Consider the following 14,296-nt stretch of genomic DNA (forward strand, 5'->3'; position numbering starts at 1 on the left):
GAAGACGCCCGGCGTAACCCCTGCTATCCAGCGGTCAGGCGGGGAGGAATCGCCCATGCGCATCGGGCTCTATCCGGGTACTTTCGATCCGGTCACAAACGGCCACATGGACATCATCGGCCGGGCGGTGAAGCTGGTCGACCGGCTGGTGATCGGCGTGGCCCAGAACGACGAAAAGGGTCCGCTGTTCTCGACCGCCGAGCGGGTGGAGATGGTGCGCGCGGAGGTCGCCCGCCTGAACGCCGACATCGAGGTCAGGCCGTTCTCGACGCTGCTGATGCATTTCGCCGAGAGCCTGAACGCCAACGTCATCGTGCGGGGCCTGCGCGCCGTCGCGGACTTCGAATACGAGTTCCAGATGACGGCGATGAACCAGCGCCTCAATGACGACATCGAAACGGTCTTCCTCATGGCCGATCCGCGCCACCAGGCCATCGCCTCGCGTCTTGTGAAGGAAATCGCCCGGCTGGACGGATCGATCGACAGCTTCGTCAGCCCCGCCGTGGCCGCCGCCGTGCGGACGCGCGTCAAATCCTGAGTTCGGACACCGCCTTGAAGATCGCTCTTGCCCTTGCCGCCGCCCTGACCCTTCTGCCCCTGACGGCCGCCGGACAGTCCACCCCGCCGCCCGCCGCCACGGACTGGCGCACCGTCGCGCCGGAGAATCTGCTGGTGATCGACACCTCCAAGGGGCGTATTCTGGTCGAGGTGGAACCGCGCGCCGCGCCGCGCCACGCCGAGCGTATCCGCACCCTGGCCGATCAGGGGTTCTATGACGGGCTGAAGTTTCACCGCGTCATGACCGGCTTCATGGCCCAGACTGGCGATCCGCTGGGAACAGGCGCGGGCGGATCGGAGCTGGCCGATGTCGCCGCCGAGTTCACCTTCCGCCGGGGACGCGATGCGGGCTTCGCGCCCGTCGAGGGTGGGGCTCCCACAGGATTGGTCGGCCTGGTCGGCAGCCTGCCGGTCCAGACCCAGCCGGACGCGCAGATGATGGTGACGGCAGACTTCAGGGTCGACGCCTCGGGCCTGTTCTGCACCGGCGTGCTGGGCATGGCGCGGTCGGGCGATCCGAACAGCGCCAACAGCCAGTTCTTCCTCATGATGGGCGACAACGCCGTGCTGAACGGCCAGTACACGGCGTTCGGACGCATCCTTCAGGGCCTCGATGTCGTGCGGGCGCTCAAGGCCGGGTCGGACGCCGAGGACGGGCGCGTTACGGTCGATCCTGACACCATGACGCGCGTTCGTACCGCCGCAGCCCTGCCGGAGGCCGAGCGTCCGGTCGCCCGCGTTCTGGACGCCCGCTCCGCCGCCTTCCAGGCCCGCGCCGCCGAGACCCGCGCCGCGCGCGGCCGCCAGTTCAGCGTCTGCGACCTGCAGCCGGTCGTGGAGATCACCGGAGGATGAGGATGAAGCGAGCGATCGCCGCCGCCCTTTGCGCCGCCGCCCTGACCGGGCCGGCCCTGGCCCAGGAGACCCCGCCCGCGCCCATCCCGGCGCCCGCTTCGACGGACTGGCGCACGGTGTCGCCGGAGAACCTGCTGGTCATCGACACCAATCGGGGCCGCATCCTGGTCGAGATGGCGCCCGAGGCCGCGCCGCTGCATGTCGAGCGGATGCGGGTCCTGGCGCGGCGGGCCTTCTTCGACGGCATCGTGTTTCACCGCGTCATCGACCTGTTCATGGCCCAGACCGGCGATCCGCTGGGCAACGGCGAGGGCCAGAGCCCCTATCCCGACCTGACCGCCGAGTTCACCTTCCGCCGGGGGCCGGAGATGCCATTCACGCCCGTCGCCGAACCGGCCGGGTCGATGCTGGGTTTCATGAACAGCCTGCCCATACAGACCCAACCGACGGCGATGATGGCCACGACCGCCGACGGCAAGGTGCACGGCTGGGGAACCTATTGCCCGGGCGTGGCGGGCATGGCGCGCGACGATGCGCCCAACAGCGCCAACAGCCAGTTCTTCCTGATGCGCCAGCCCTATCCGGCGCTGGACAAGCGCTACACCATCTGGGGGCGCGTCGTTTCGGGGCTGGATGTCGTGCGCGCCATCAAGACGGGTGATCCGGCCAGCAACGGCATGGTCCCGTCGGAACCCGACATCATGACGCGGGTGAGGGTCGCCTCGGATCTGCCGGTCGAGGAGCGGCCGGTGGTTCAGGTGCTGGATGCTGGCTCAAGCGCGTTCCGGGCGCTGGCCGACGCGGCGCGCACAACCCGGGGGGCCGACTTCTCGATCTGCGACATCGACCTGCCGGTTCAGGTCTCCGGACCGCCCGCGCCCGCAGCCTGAGACCGGCCCCTGCCACGGCCCCGACGACGGCGGGTGGCCTTCTTCGCGGCCCGCATCTGCTCCAGCAGCAGGCCCTCGCGCAGGCCCCGGTCGGCGACCCGGACACGCTCGCTGGGCCAGGCGCGCTGAACGGCTTCCAGGATCGCCGCGCCTGCCAGCACCAGATCGGCGCGGTCCGGGCCGATGCAGGCCTCGTCCGCCCGCCCCTGCGGCCCTAGCGCCTTCAGTTTCGCCGCCGCCGCCTCGCAATCGGCGCGGGTCATCCACAGGCCGTCGACCAGATCGCGCTGATAGCGGCGCAGATTCAGGTGAACGCCAGCGAGCGAGGTGATCGCTCCGGACGTCCCGACCAGATGGCCCTTACCCTCGGTGAACAGGCGCCGGAACTCGGCGTCCTCGAACCCGCCCGCGTCCAGCGCCGCGCCCATGTCGCCGACCATGGCCTCGAACCAGGCGTCGCCCGCGCCGTCCGGCTCCGGGTGGCGTTCTGCCAGGGTGACGACGCCCAGCGGCGCCGACATCCAGCCCACGGTCTTCATCTCGCCGCCGGAGCGCCGCAGCCACGACAATTCGGTGGAGCCGCCGCCCACGTCGATGACCAGCACCGCCTCTGCCCTGGGGTCGATCAGGTTCAGGCAGCCCTCGACCGACAGGCGAGCCTCCTCGACGGGATCGATGATGCGCAGCCGCAAACCGGTGCCCTTGCGGACCCGCTCGATGAACTCGGCCCCGTTCTCGGCCTGGCGACAGGCCTGGGTGGCGACGGCGCTGAGGCGGGCGGACTCGACGCCGCGGCGCATCACCCGCTCGGCGCAAAGCCCCAGGGCGTCGTAGGCGCGATCCATCGCGCCGGGGTCCAGCCGGCCGGTGCGCGACAGGCCTTCGCCCAGGCGCACGATGCGGCTGAAGCTGTCGACCACGCGGAAGCCGTCGCGCGCCGGACGCGCGATCAGCAGGCGGCAGTTGTTGGTCCCCAGATCAAGCGCGCCATAGGCCGGGCCGTCGCGTCCCGACGCGCCCCCGCCATGCGCCCGCTGGACCCGGGACCGTCCGTCGCGCCCTCGCGGCGCGCCGTCGGGTTCCGGCATGGGCCGAACTTTCAAATAGGCGCAACCGAGACGGGCGCCTGTCGCGACCACCCTAGCCCTGCCGTACGCCGGACGCCAAGCCCACCTGTCAGGAAGATGAGCCGGGCATCCATTTCCACCTCCCAGGCGTCTGATCGAGATTGGGTCCAGCAGCCCGAACATCGGGCGTATCGGTGTGGGCAGGAGGGCCAGACGTCAAAGACAAGGTCTGATGCCTACCGCCAGGAGGAGATCGACTCTCACGGTGCGCCTCACCCCCGCTCCGCCGCCGATGCGAACGCGCGCGCGATCTCCCCATCCACCGAAGCCGCGGCGTCCAGTTCGACCACGGCCGTCAGCCGCTCAGACCAGCTTTCCTTCCTCACCCCAGCCGACAGCCGTGTCGAGGCCTCCGGCTCCAGCTTCAGGCCCAGCAGGGCGCGGCCGCTCTTCAGTGGGCGCATGGCGGCAAACTGGACGCTGCGGCTCCAGGCAGAGTAGCCCTTCCTCTGGGTCGGGACGACGCCGTCCACCTCCGCCGCGATCCGCTCCACCGCCTCCAGGATCGTCAGCGACCCCGCGTCCTTCCAAAGCGCCACGCGCAGGCCGTCGGGATCGTCCCACCCCAGCCCGCCCGGATCGGCGGCGGAGATGACGTAGGAGGCGTGGTTGATGCCCAGGCCGTGGTTCGCCTTCAGCCAGGCGGCCTGCGCCTTCTTGCCCGTCTCCGGACAGGCCTTCAGAACCTCGACCCAGGCCTCCAGCGACCGCCCCGTCTGCGCCTCCAGGTTCGCCTGCACCGTGGCGAACCATTTCTTCTGCCGCTCGGTCATCTGGATCGTGGTCATGGTCTGTCCATCCGGGCGAACCTCGAAGAGGTTCATCACAGCGATCATTGCGTATCACGGCGAACACGGCGAGCGCATCGTCGTGGCCAAGCACGGGGTCCCGCCGTGCTCTCCGTGGCTTTCCTTCCGCCGTGCCCGCCGTGAAGAAACCTGTCTTGCCTGCGGCGCGCCCTTCGCCCCGACTGCCGGACGCACTACCTTACCGAATCCCATGCCCATCCGCCGCCTCCCGCCCGAGACCGTCAACCGCATCGCCGCCGGCGAGGTGGTCGAGCGCCCGGCCAGCGCCATCAAGGAGCTGGTCGAGAACGCGCTGGACGCCGGCAGCACCCGCATCGAGATCCAGGCCGACGGCGGGGGCTTGGCTCGCATCCTGATTGCCGACGACGGCCACGGCATGGCCCCGGACCAGCTGGCCCTGGCGGTCCAGCGCCACGCGACATCGAAGCTGGAGCCCGACGACGCCGGCGACGTCGATCTTCTGCGCATCCACACCCTGGGCTTTCGCGGCGAGGCCCTGCCCTCCATCGGCTCGGTCGCCCGCCTGACGATCACGAGCCGCGCCCCCGGCCTCGACGCCCACCAGATCACGGTGGAGGGCGGCGACCAGCGCCCCGTCGCCCCCGCCGCCTTCCCCGGCCCGCACGGCGCGCGGGTCGAGGTCCGCGACCTGTTCTACGCCACCCCCGCCCGGCTGAAGTTCATGAAGTCGGAACGCGCCGAGGCCATGGCCATCTCGGAAGAGATCAAGCGCCAGGCCATGGCGCACGAGGCCGTCGCCTTCACCCTGGACCTCGACGGCCGCACCGTGCTGCGCCTGCCCGCCGAACACCCCGGCGACGAAGGCCGGCTGAAGCGGCTCGCCGCCCTGCTGGGCCGCGACTTCGAGGCCAATGCGCTCCTGATCGACCAGTCGCGCGAGGGCATCCGCCTGTCCGGCTATGCGGGCTTGCCGACCTATTCCCGGGGCAATGGCGCGCACCAGTATCTGTTCGTCAACGGCCGCCCGGTGCGCGATCGCCTGCTGCAGGGCGCGCTGCGGGGCGCCTATGCCGACTTCCTGGCGCGCGACCGGCATCCGGCGGCGGCCCTGTTCCTCGACATCGACCCCCTGTTCGTCGACGTGAACGTGCATCCGGCCAAGGCCGAGGTCCGCTTCCGCGACCCCGCCCTGGTGCGCGGCCTGATCGTGGGGGCGCTGCGTCACGCGCTCGCCGCCGCCGGCCACCGCGCCTCGACCACCGTCGCCGCGGACGCCCTGTCGGGGTTCCGCCCCCATACCGGCGTCGCCGCCTTCAGCCCCTCGTCCCAGACGTCGCAGGGGTTCTCCGGCGGCTACAGCGGCTGGACCGGCTGGGACCGTCCGGCCGGCTTGGCCCAGGACCTCCCCGGCCTGAACGAACGCAGCGCCCGCGTCGAGCCCGGCGACCCCTACGCCCTCAGCCCTAAGCCCTACTCCCCCGACGCCGCGCCAGCGGCGGCGGACATCGACCACCCCCTCGGCGCCGCCCGCGCCCAGGTCCACGGCACCTACATCGTCGCCCAGACCCGCGACGGGATCGTCGTGGTCGACCAGCACGCCGCCCACGAACGCCTGGTCTACGAACGGATGAAAGCCCAGATGGCCGAGGGCGCCGTCACCCGCCAGGCCCTCCTGACGCCTGAGGTCGTCGAGCTCGACCCCGCCGAGGCCGACCGTGTCATCGCCCGCGCTGAGGAACTGGCCCAGCTGGGCCTGATCGTCGAACCCTTCGGCGGCGGGGCGGTGCTGGTGCGGGAAACCCCTGCGCTGCTGGGGGATGCCGACGTCCAGGGCCTGATCCGCGACATCGCCGACGACCTGGCCGAGCACGGCGCGGCGCTGGCCCTGTCCGAACGCCTGGGCGAGGTCTGCGGCACCATGGCCTGCCACGGCAGCGTCCGCGCCGGCCGGGTGCTCAGCGCGCCCGAGATGAACGCCCTCCTGCGCCAGATGGAAGCCACCCCGCACAGCGGCCAGTGCAACCACGGCCGCCCGACCTACGTCGAGCTCAAGCTGCAGGATCTGGAAAAGCTGTTCGGACGTCGCTAGCCGGGTCGGCAGGCTGGGGTTGGGGAGGCGATCAGCCCGCGACCGGGGCCATCACCTCATTGCGACGCAGGAACCACAGCGTCCACGGCGGATCGTATTGAGCCAGCGTGATCGGGCCGGTGCGCCGCATGCCGCGCGCCGCCAGCTGCTGGTCCAGCTCCTGCTCCCGCCGTTCGACCTGACGCGCGTCGGCGATGCCGGAAAACCGCACCACCGCCATCCGGTGCGCCGGCTCCTCGCGCAGGGTGACGCGGCGGTCGTTGGGCACAGGCAGGGTCGCCATCGTGTATTCCGACGGCATGATGAACCGCACGGCCCAGCGGTCGCCCGACGCCGTCTGGGTGACGGGGGCCGTCATGGCGATGGTCTCGCTGGTGCGGTTCTGGGCGACCGGCGCGGTCATGGCGATCGACTGGCGCCGCGTGTTTCCGCCGAAGATATAGCCGGCCAGGATCTGGAACCCCTGGCTGGAGGCCCGGTTCTGGCTGCCGGCCACGGTCACCTCCGCCACCACGGTGGGGCCATAGTCGCGCACCTCGAACGGACCGTCGCGGAGCACCAGGGTGAAGGCAGGTTCTTCTGTGGCCATGGCGGGTGTTCCCAGAGTGCCGAGGATCAGCACAATACAGAGGATCAGGCGAGACATGGGCGACTCCATCGGACCGGCAGGCGCGCTTGTCGTCGCGTCGGACGTCTCAGGCCAGCGGAATCGCGAGGCCGCGACAGTGCGTAGCGGTAACGCGGTTCGGAGGGACGGGTTCAGGCGGGGCGTGAGGTGATGGGGCGACACGCTCGCCCGAACTACGTCGAGCTCAAGCTGGCGGATTTGGAGAAGTTGCTTGGGCGGCAGTGAGGGGCTGCTTGGTCGGCAGTGCGGCGGCACCGATCTTCCAGCAAGCGCTAGAAGGGCGGCATTCAGTCGGCTTTGATACTGTATCAAAGAGGGTGAATTCGCAGCGCCTCCAGCATGCTAACCATTCCCTGACCGGCAGACCGGACCCGGTTGCCATCGCCTTCGGCCCGGCTGAGGAGAAAGCCGCCCTGGATTGACGCCACAATGGCGTCGGCGACCGAGACCGTGTCATACCCAGGCTTCAGCGTGCCCGTCGCCTCAGCCTCGGCCAAGGCGTCGATAAGGAGCTTCCGAACAGTGCCGAAGTACCGAGCGATTGGCGCCCGAAGACTCGGCTCGTCGATGACCTCCGTTTCACTCACCAGCCGGCCGAGCCGACATCCCCGCCGTCCATCCCGATCGTCGAGCAGATAGGCACGTATCCGGTCGAGTGGCGGAACCGTCGGGTCGAAGGTCTTGTGGGCAATGGCCGTCATCTCGTCCTCGATCTCCTTGAGCGCGTCTTCAGCGAGATGACGCTTGCCCCGGTAGTGATGATACAAACTGCCCTGTCCGGCTCCGCTCGCGTCGAGCACTCGCCGGGGGCTCATCGCCGCATAGCCACCCTCCCAAAGGAGCGACTTGGCCGCATCTCTCAGTTCTCGTTTCATCTCGCAGCTCTTTGACTCCATACCGACTAGTATGTATCTAGCAGAACCTGGGTCGACTGGCGACCGAAAAGACGGGGGCACATCGTATGAAGGCCGAACTGCACTTCGCCGCGCTGACGGCAATCTTCACGGGTCTGCTGTGGATTCCGCTCATCCTCAACCGACTGAACGAGATGGGCGTCTGGAAGGCCTTGCGAAACCCCGAGCCCGACGTCCGCCCGCATGCGGCCTGGGCCTACCGGCTAGCCAATGCTCATCGCAACGCCATCGAAAACCTCGTCGTGTTTGCACCACTCGCTGTCGCCGTCACTCTGACGGAGACCGACACCGTGGCGACTGCGGCGTGGTCGGCCGCCTTTTTCTACGCCCGTCTGGCTCATGCCGTGATCTACGCTCTCGGCATTCCCCTCCTGCGCACTATCGCCTTCTTCGTTGGCTTCATCGCCCAGATGGTCCTCGCCGCCCACCTGTTCGGCTTGGTCTAATGGAGCTCCTGTCTTCGCCGACTTCGCCCTTCGCGCGGATCGTCCGCGTCGCCCTGATCGAGTTGGACATGGCGGACCGGGTGACCGTTACGAACATCAATCCCATGAGCCCGCCCGACGGCTTTCCCGATCTGAACCCGCTGGGCAAGGTCCCGACTCTTTTGCTGGCAGACGGCGCGGCTCTCTATGACAGCCGCACGATCTGCGATCATCTTGCGCGGCATAACCCGTCTCGGGGATTGCTGCCCGAGACGGGCCATCGACGCGACGAGGTTCTGACGGCCTTGTCGCTCGCCATAGGGATCTGTGACGCTGCCTTCTCAGTGGTGATGGAGCGACGTCGTCCGGAAGCCCAGCAGTCTGCGGAATGGTTGTCGCGCTGGACCTCCGGCATCCTTCGTGGAACTCAGGCCCTCGACGCGTCACGCGGCTCCGCGTCTCCCAAGGACCTCGGCCAGATTGGTAGCGCGGTGGCCTTGGCCTACCTCGACTTTCGACTTCCAGATGTCGACTGGCGCGCCGGAAACGAGCCACTCGACACCTGGCAAACGGGAGTTCGGCGCTGGAGGTCTATGCGCGCCACTGAACCGCTGGCCGCATGAAAGACCTTTCTGCGATTTCGCTGACCGGAATGGCTTGGGCGTTCGCGGCGGGTGCCGGCATTCCCCTTATGGCCACGCTGAACGGTGCCGTTGCCAAGGCGACCGGCAGCCCGGCTCTAGCTGTTGTCCTGCTTTTTGCCGTTGGGCTGGTCGCGAGCCTCGCCGTGCTCGTGACATCCGGGCAAGCCGTGGCCGTCAACCGCCTTCAGGCTCTTCCGGCTCTTTGGTTCGCAGGCGGTCTGATCGTGGCCTTCTACATACATTCGGTGACGGTTCTCGTGTCCCGGTACGGTGTCGCCAACGTCATCCTGTTCGTTATGGTCGCCCAACTGATGATGTCCGCCGTGATTGACCACTTCGGATGGTGGGGCGTCCCGAGGAAGCCCATAGACCCTACCCGAGTCACCGGTTTCATCGCCGTCGTGATCGGCTTGATCCTGACCCAATCCGACCCTCCGCCTAGGTGAACACGGCGTCTGAGATCGCATCGACTGAGGTCACGCGTGATGCAACCAGCGTCCTGCAAACGAGCAACCAGTAGCGCAAGAATCGGAACCTTCGTTGGACACCGCTCCCACCCCCTCCCTCCTCTTCGTCTGCCTCGGCAACATCTGTCGCTCGCCGCTCGCCGAGGGCGCCCTGCGGGCCGAGGCGGCGCGGCGGGGGGTGGCCCTGGTCGTCGATTCCGCTGGCACGGGGAACTGGCATGCGGGCGAGCCGCCGGATGAGCGGGCCATCGCCGTCGCGGCCAGGAACGGCGTCGACATCACGGCCCTTCGCGCCCGTCAGGTCACGCGCGCCGACTTCGCCCGCTTCGACCACATCGTCGCCCTGGACCACGCCAATCTGAAGGACCTGCGCCGCCTGGCGCCTGCCGATGGCACAGCCCGGCTCAGCCTGCTGCTGGACTGGGTGCCGGGGCGCGCGGGTCAGGCCGTGGCCGATCCCTGGTTCGGCGAGGCCGAGGGCTTCGACGCCACCTGGGCCGACGCTGCCGCCGCCGCCCGCGCCATCGTGGAGCGCCTGTCGAAGGACGCCTCGGCCGCCCCCTAGAGGGTCAGGGCCTCCACCGTGCCCACCGCCTGGCCGCCCGACACCACCGCCCCGCCCGCGATGGCGTAGACCGTGTCCCCCACCGCCGCCGCCGCCAGCCCGTGCCTGGGCGTGCGCATGTCCGGCCCGGCGCTCCAGGCGTCCGTCGCCGGGTCGTAGATCCAGGTTTCGCGGAACACCCCGCCGCCGCCCGGCGCGAACCACTCGCCCCCGAACGCGACCAGCTTTCCGTTGGCAGCGACCATCGCCAGTCCCCCGCCGACCTGCTGGTCCGACGCGGTGGAGCGCGGAATGGGCGCCAGCGTCTCCCAGCGATCCGCCGCCGGATCATACCGATCCAGCCGTCCGGTCCCGCCGCCGGTCACCGTCCGCCCGCCCGCGATCCACAGCGCCCCGTCCAGCACCGCGCCCGCCGCGCTGTTCCTGGCCATCGGGGCCGGTCGCGCCCGCTCCCACCGGTCGTCCGCCAGCACCCAGTGGGTGTCGACGTCGACCTGATCCCGCCACTGGGCGTTGGCCTCGGCCCCCGGCGAGCGGCCGGTGACCAGATGCACCCGCCCGGCGTGGGCCAGGCCGACGGACTCGGCCAAGGGCGTCGGCAGGGACGGTCCCGGCGTCCACGCCTCGGCCCCCGGCGTCAGGCTCCAGACCTCGGTCGCATTGGTCCAGTCTCCGTCTCCCCGACGATAGCCGCCGATGGCCAGCAACCGGTCGCCGTCGGCGACGATCATCGGGTGGTGCCGGGCCTCGGGCAGCTTCGGCCCCTCGCTCCAGACGTCGGCGGCCGGATCGTAGAGGCCGACCCGGTCCTCGATGTGCAGGGGCGCGTTCGTCCGCCCCACGAGCCCGCCCGCCGTGACGATTCGCCCGGTCCAGACGGCGGCGTAGATCTCCTGAACGGGCCAGGGAAGGGGGGCGCGGGTCTCCCACACCGCCTGCGCCCGTGTCGGGCTCGGCAGGGCAAAGGCGCCGGCGGCGACAAGCAGTGTGCGGCGGTCGATCTGGCTCATGGCCGGAGGCTAGAACAGCCCGCTCGCCCGCGCCATGGGTGGCCCGTCCACCCCAGCGGCGACGGCGGCCCCAATCGGGTCAATCGCGAGGGCCTGGCGCGCATGCGCAGCTGGCTCGACAACCGGGTCTCGGCCCGCGCCTTGTGACGCCTTCGCTCCCCGGCCTCACGGGCCGGGGTCTTGTTCGCAAGACGATGTTCCTATATTGTTCCAGGACAAAGCCGAGAGGCGGTATGGGAGTCCGTGAGAGCGTACTCTCACGAAGAGGTGAGCCTATCCTTATGACTTGAAACGCATTTCCAGGAACGTGAGAGTCTGAGAGTCACTTTCACGCCTGTCTCAGGAACAGCACCCGCGCCGCCCCGTAGTCGCGCGCGTCCAGCCGCTCATAGCCGGGCGTGTCGATCTCCGGCTCGTCCGAACCGCGTTCGAACACCACGATCGCCCCAGGCTTCAGCCAGTTCCCCTCGATCAGCCGGGCCAGCGCCTGCTCCCCCAGCCCCTTGCCATAGGGCGGGTCCAGAAACGCCAGGTCGAAGGCCTCGCCGTCCGATCCGGGCCGCACGCCCAGGTCGACGGCGCTCCTCCGATGCACCCGGGCCGCGCCCATCAGGCCATAGGCGTCGGCGTTGTCACGGATGGCCCCGCGCGCGTCCTCGTCGGTCTCGACGAACAGGACGAACGCCGCGCCCCGGCTCATGGCCTCGAAGCCGAGCGCCCCGGAGCCCGCGAACAGGTCCATGACCCGCGCGCCCGTGAGCGGCTCTGACCAGGCGGCGTGCTCCAGCACGTTGAAGATGGCCTGGCGCGCCCGGTCCGAGGTCGGCCGCGTGCCCATGCCGTCCGGCGCGACGATGGCCCGGCCCTTCAGCTTTCCGGCGACGATGCGCATGGTTCAGCCGCCGGAGCGCGGTCCGCGCGGCCCCGAAGGCTTGCGCGCTCCACCCGGCCCGCCGCGACCCGCCGGGCGACCGGCCCCGCCGTCGGCCCGGGGCTTGAACGGACGCTTGGCGCCGTCCTTGCCGCCCTTGTCCGCGTCTCGGGCCCAGGTCGGGGACTTGGGTCCGATGATCTTATCCTCGCGCGGCTTGAACGGGCGCTTGGCCCGGTCGTCGCCGCCTTCGCCGTCCGGCCGGGCGCGGGGCTTGAAGGCCTTCTTGGGGTGCTCGAACTTCGGCGCGGCCTTGGCCCATCCGGCCTTCTTCGGCGCACGGGCGGCGCGGGCGGCGCCTTCCTCGGCGGCCGTTTCGGCGGCGCGGACGCGGCTGGGCTTCCTCGACGGGTCGGAGATGGCCGAGCCCGACTTGCCGACCACCTTGGGCGCGCCCGTGCGGCGGCCGGGGATGGGCGCGGGCGTCTCGACCGTATTGCCCTGGGGCAGGTTCTCGGGCCGGATGTGCTGGGCCAGCAGTTCGCGGATGACACGGGGGCCGACCTCCTCGACCGAGCCGGTCGGCAGGGTGCCCAGCTGGAACGGCCCATACGCCAGGCGGATCAGGCGATTGACCGTCAGGCCGACGCTCTCCAGCACCTTCCTCACCTCGCGGTTCTTGCCCTCGGTTATGGAGACGCTGATCCACAGGTTGGCGGACTGCGACCCGTCTTCGTTCGTCTTGGCCTTGTCGATGACAGCCTCGACCGGGCCATAGCGGACGCCATCGACGGTCACGCCGTCCTTCAGCCGATCCAGCTCAACCTGCGTCACCCGCCCGCGCGCCCGGGCGCGGTACTGACGCACCAGCGCGGTCTCCGGCAGCTCCAGCGCCCGGCTCAGCTCCCCGTCATTGGTCAGCAGCAGCAGGCCCTCGGTGTTGATGTCCAGGCGCCCGACCGAAATCACGCGCGGCAGGCCGGCGGGCAGGGCGTCGAACACCGTCGGTCGCCCGGCCGGATCGTTGTGGCTGGTCAAGAGGCCGACCGGCTTGTTGTAGCGCCAGACGCGCGTGGCCTGGGTCGCCGCGATGGGCTTGCCGTCGACGGTGATCACGTCGTCGCGGGTCACCAGCGTCGCGGGCGTATCGAGGATGCGGCCGTTCACGGCCACCTTGCCCAGGCCGATCAGCCGCTCGACCTCGCGGCGGGACGCGATGCCGGCCCGCGCCATGGCCTTGGCGATGCGTTCGGTGCGCTTGGGCTCTGCGGGGGCCTCCTTGGCGCCCGGCTTGCCGCCACCGGCCTTGGGGTCGGCCGAATAGCGCTTGCCTCTGATCGGCTTGTCGGGGCGCGCGCCCTTGTCAGGCGCATAGGCGCGGCCGCCGCCGGATCCCCGCCCGGCTGCGGGTTTGTCGAGGGCCTCGTAGCGCGCGGCCGATGCCGAGCCGGGCCGCGCGGCGCCGCTCTTGGGGCGGTCACCGGGCTTGTGCGCGCGCAGGGCTTGACGCGGCGAGGGCTTCTTGTCGTTGTCGTCGGGATGGCGGGCCATGATGAGCGGTTCATGCGCATGGCCTTGGCCCTGGCGCAAGCGGCGGCGGACGCGGGAGAGGTGCCCGTGGGCGCCGTGATCGTCGACGAGAGCTCCGGCGAGGTCCTGGCCACCGGGTCGAACGGCCCCGTCGCCGGACACGATCCCACCGCTCACGCCGAGATCGTGGCGTTGCGCGCCGCCGCCGAGCGCCTGCGCAACTACCGCCTGACGGGCCTGACCCTCTATGTGACGCTGGAGCCCTGCGCCATGTGCGCCGGGGCCATCAGCCACGCCCGCATCGGCCGGGTCGTCTGGGGCGCGGACGATCCCAAGGGCGGCGCCGTGATCCACGGACCGCGCCTGTTCGAACAGCCCACCCTGCATCATCGGCCGACGGTAGAAGGCGGGGTGCTGGCGGGCGAGGCGGGCGAGCTCCTGCGCGGCTTCTTTCGCGCGCGTCGCGGAACGGGGGTCGCTTCGGCCCGTTAGCCAAGCCTGGCCATACCGGGACCTCCATGACGACGCTGAAACCGCTGACCTTTCTGCTCATCGGCGCGGGGCTTGCCCTGACCGCCTGCGGACCCTCGCCAGATGACGGCCCGACGGACGGGGAGGCGGTCCGTCAGAGGGCCGTCGAGGCCCAGACCGCGAAGCGCCGGACCGGCGCGGAGGTCCAGGACCGGGCTCTGAACCGCGTCATCCGCACGGTCTATCTTTGCGAAAACGGCGAGCGGCTGTCCGTCGATTTCGACAACCCCCGGGACATGGCCACGGTGCGCAACTCCAACGGCGAGGCCGTCGACCTATATCGAGAGCGCGCCGCCGACGGCATCTGGTACCGGGCCAGCGCCTATGATCTTCGCGGCGAGGGGCTGCTGGCGACCTGGACGGCCGACGGGCGCGAGCCCACCGACTGTCGCGCCATCGACTGACCGGGGGTTGTCATCCTT

At 70.1% G+C, this 14,296-nt stretch carries 17 protein-coding genes; 10 read left to right on the forward strand and 7 right to left on the reverse strand.

What is annotated here, in order from left to right:
- Positions 1-55: 55 nt before the first annotated feature.
- Genes coaD through Q333_RS0103620 form a run of 3 tightly spaced genes read left to right on the forward strand, consistent with a single transcriptional unit; the run spans position 56 to position 2,303 of the window.
- Positions 56-538, forward strand: coding sequence for a pantetheine-phosphate adenylyltransferase (gene coaD / locus Q333_RS0103610; protein ID WP_029415384.1), 483 nt, complete (start codon positions 56-58; stop codon positions 536-538).
- A 14-nt stretch (positions 539-552) separates the two neighbouring features.
- A complete protein-coding gene (locus Q333_RS0103615) occupies positions 553-1,413 on the forward strand; it encodes a peptidylprolyl isomerase (protein WP_029415385.1) in 861 nt (286 codons plus the stop codon).
- Positions 1,414-1,415: 2 nt separating this feature from the next.
- Positions 1,416-2,303 carry a peptidylprolyl isomerase gene (locus Q333_RS0103620; RefSeq protein WP_035293675.1) on the forward strand — a complete coding sequence of 296 codons (888 nt, stop codon included), beginning with the start codon at positions 1,416-1,418 and terminating at the stop codon, positions 2,301-2,303.
- Here the strand turns inward: Q333_RS0103620 and Q333_RS0103625 are convergent.
- Positions 2,270-3,391 carry a Ppx/GppA phosphatase family protein gene (locus tag Q333_RS0103625; RefSeq protein ID WP_029415387.1) on the reverse strand — a complete coding sequence of 374 codons (1,122 nt, stop codon included), beginning with the start codon at positions 3,389-3,391 and terminating at the stop codon, positions 2,270-2,272. The two genes, Q333_RS0103620 and Q333_RS0103625, sit on opposite strands and share 34 nt — an antisense overlap.
- 251 nt (positions 3,392-3,642) lie before the next feature.
- The gene (locus tag Q333_RS0103630; protein WP_029415388.1) at positions 3,643-4,218 is read right to left on the reverse strand and encodes a DUF4287 domain-containing protein; all 576 of its coding nucleotides are present in this window, start codon (positions 4,216-4,218) and stop codon (positions 3,643-3,645) included.
- A gap of 211 nt (positions 4,219-4,429) precedes the next feature.
- Between Q333_RS0103630 and mutL the strand changes: the two genes are divergently transcribed.
- The gene (gene mutL, locus Q333_RS0103635) at positions 4,430-6,289 is read left to right on the forward strand and encodes a DNA mismatch repair endonuclease MutL (RefSeq protein ID WP_029415389.1); all 1,860 of its coding nucleotides are present in this window, start codon (positions 4,430-4,432) and stop codon (positions 6,287-6,289) included.
- Between the two features lie 31 nt (positions 6,290-6,320).
- Here the strand turns inward: mutL and Q333_RS0103640 are convergent, their stop codons facing one another.
- Together Q333_RS0103640 and Q333_RS0103645 are read right to left on the reverse strand one after the other, a co-directional pair.
- On the reverse strand, positions 6,321-6,935 hold the full coding sequence (locus Q333_RS0103640) for an SOUL family heme-binding protein (RefSeq protein WP_245591470.1): 615 nt from the start codon (positions 6,933-6,935) through the stop codon (positions 6,321-6,323).
- A gap of 290 nt (positions 6,936-7,225) precedes the next feature.
- Positions 7,226-7,792 carry a TetR/AcrR family transcriptional regulator gene (locus Q333_RS0103645; RefSeq protein WP_162175571.1) on the reverse strand — a complete coding sequence of 189 codons (567 nt, stop codon included), beginning with the start codon at positions 7,790-7,792 and terminating at the stop codon, positions 7,226-7,228.
- A gap of 86 nt (positions 7,793-7,878) precedes the next feature.
- Between Q333_RS0103645 and Q333_RS0103650 the strand changes: the two genes are divergently transcribed.
- The 4 genes from Q333_RS0103650 to Q333_RS0103665 all read left to right on the forward strand — a co-directional run bounded on the left by Q333_RS0103650 (position 7,879) and on the right by Q333_RS0103665 (position 9,932).
- A complete protein-coding gene (locus Q333_RS0103650; RefSeq protein WP_029415392.1) occupies positions 7,879-8,277 on the forward strand; it encodes an MAPEG family protein in 399 nt (132 codons plus the stop codon).
- Complete coding sequence (locus tag Q333_RS0103655; RefSeq protein WP_029415393.1) at positions 8,277-8,879, forward strand: glutathione S-transferase N-terminal domain-containing protein; 603 nt, start codon at positions 8,277-8,279, stop codon at positions 8,877-8,879. The genes Q333_RS0103650 and Q333_RS0103655 overlap by 1 nt, the downstream gene beginning before the upstream one ends.
- The gene (locus Q333_RS0103660; protein WP_245591471.1) at positions 8,876-9,346 is read left to right on the forward strand and encodes a DMT family transporter; all 471 of its coding nucleotides are present in this window, start codon (positions 8,876-8,878) and stop codon (positions 9,344-9,346) included. The genes Q333_RS0103655 and Q333_RS0103660 overlap by 4 nt, the downstream gene beginning before the upstream one ends.
- 94 nt (positions 9,347-9,440) lie before the next feature.
- Complete coding sequence (locus tag Q333_RS0103665) at positions 9,441-9,932, forward strand: low molecular weight protein-tyrosine-phosphatase (RefSeq protein WP_029415395.1); 492 nt, start codon at positions 9,441-9,443, stop codon at positions 9,930-9,932.
- On the opposite strand, the gene Q333_RS0103670 is transcribed toward Q333_RS0103665, so the two are convergent.
- From Q333_RS0103670 to Q333_RS0103680, 3 genes are all read right to left on the reverse strand, one after another.
- Complete coding sequence (locus Q333_RS0103670) at positions 9,929-10,942, reverse strand: Kelch repeat-containing protein (protein ID WP_029415396.1); 1,014 nt, start codon at positions 10,940-10,942, stop codon at positions 9,929-9,931. The genes Q333_RS0103665 and Q333_RS0103670 overlap by 4 nt on opposite strands.
- Before the next feature lie 328 nt (positions 10,943-11,270).
- Entirely contained in the window at positions 11,271-11,834 is a 564-nt protein-coding gene (gene rsmD / locus Q333_RS0103675; protein WP_029415397.1) for a 16S rRNA (guanine(966)-N(2))-methyltransferase RsmD, read from the reverse strand.
- A gap of 3 nt (positions 11,835-11,837) precedes the next feature.
- The gene (locus Q333_RS0103680) at positions 11,838-13,364 is read right to left on the reverse strand and encodes a pseudouridine synthase (RefSeq protein ID WP_029415398.1); all 1,527 of its coding nucleotides are present in this window, start codon (positions 13,362-13,364) and stop codon (positions 11,838-11,840) included.
- Here Q333_RS0103680 and tadA point away from each other — a divergent pair.
- Positions 13,353-13,835, forward strand: coding sequence for a tRNA adenosine(34) deaminase TadA (gene tadA, locus Q333_RS0103685; protein ID WP_029415602.1), 483 nt, complete (start codon positions 13,353-13,355; stop codon positions 13,833-13,835). The two genes, Q333_RS0103680 and tadA, sit on opposite strands and share 12 nt — an antisense overlap.
- A 26-nt stretch (positions 13,836-13,861) precedes the next feature.
- Positions 13,862-14,278: an MliC family protein gene (locus tag Q333_RS0103690; RefSeq protein ID WP_029415399.1), complete on the forward strand. Its 417-nt coding sequence runs from the start codon at positions 13,862-13,864 to the stop codon at positions 14,276-14,278.
- Positions 14,279-14,296: the final 18 nt, after the last annotated feature.

It is taken from the genome of Brevundimonas bacteroides DSM 4726 (genome assembly GCF_000701445.1).
Taxonomy (GTDB): Bacteria; Pseudomonadota; Alphaproteobacteria; order Caulobacterales; family Caulobacteraceae; genus Brevundimonas; species Brevundimonas bacteroides.

What these genes read in the sequence shown, in the direction of transcription:
- coaD (WP_029415384.1), top strand. Translation starts at nt 56, where the DNA reads ATGCGCATCGGGCTCTATCCGGGTACTTTCGATCCGGTCACAAACGGC.
- Q333_RS0103620 (WP_035293675.1), top strand. Translation starts at nt 1,416, where the DNA reads ATGAAGCGAGCGATCGCCGCCGCCCTTTGCGCCGCCGCCCTGACCGGG.
- Q333_RS0103625 (WP_029415387.1), bottom strand. Translation starts at nt 3,391, where the DNA reads ATGCCGGAACCCGACGGCGCGCCGCGAGGGCGCGACGGACGGTCCCGG.
- Q333_RS0103630 (WP_029415388.1), bottom strand. Translation starts at nt 4,218, where the DNA reads ATGACCACGATCCAGATGACCGAGCGGCAGAAGAAATGGTTCGCCACG.
- mutL (WP_029415389.1), top strand. Translation starts at nt 4,430, where the DNA reads ATGCCCATCCGCCGCCTCCCGCCCGAGACCGTCAACCGCATCGCCGCC.
- Q333_RS0103640 (WP_245591470.1), bottom strand. Translation starts at nt 6,935, where the DNA reads ATGTCTCGCCTGATCCTCTGTATTGTGCTGATCCTCGGCACTCTGGGA.
- Q333_RS0103645 (WP_162175571.1), bottom strand. Translation starts at nt 7,792, where the DNA reads ATGAAACGAGAACTGAGAGATGCGGCCAAGTCGCTCCTTTGGGAGGGT.
- Q333_RS0103650 (WP_029415392.1), top strand. Translation starts at nt 7,879, where the DNA reads ATGAAGGCCGAACTGCACTTCGCCGCGCTGACGGCAATCTTCACGGGT.
- Q333_RS0103655 (WP_029415393.1), top strand. Translation starts at nt 8,277, where the DNA reads ATGGAGCTCCTGTCTTCGCCGACTTCGCCCTTCGCGCGGATCGTCCGC.
- Q333_RS0103660 (WP_245591471.1), top strand. Translation starts at nt 8,876, where the DNA reads ATGAAAGACCTTTCTGCGATTTCGCTGACCGGAATGGCTTGGGCGTTC.
- Q333_RS0103670 (WP_029415396.1), bottom strand. Translation starts at nt 10,942, where the DNA reads ATGAGCCAGATCGACCGCCGCACACTGCTTGTCGCCGCCGGCGCCTTT.
- rsmD (WP_029415397.1), bottom strand. Translation starts at nt 11,834, where the DNA reads ATGCGCATCGTCGCCGGAAAGCTGAAGGGCCGGGCCATCGTCGCGCCG.
- tadA (WP_029415602.1), top strand. Translation starts at nt 13,353, where the DNA reads ATGGCGGGCCATGATGAGCGGTTCATGCGCATGGCCTTGGCCCTGGCG.
- Q333_RS0103680 (WP_029415398.1), bottom strand. Translation starts at nt 13,364, where the DNA reads ATGGCCCGCCATCCCGACGACAACGACAAGAAGCCCTCGCCGCGTCAA.
- Q333_RS0103690 (WP_029415399.1), top strand. Translation starts at nt 13,862, where the DNA reads ATGACGACGCTGAAACCGCTGACCTTTCTGCTCATCGGCGCGGGGCTT.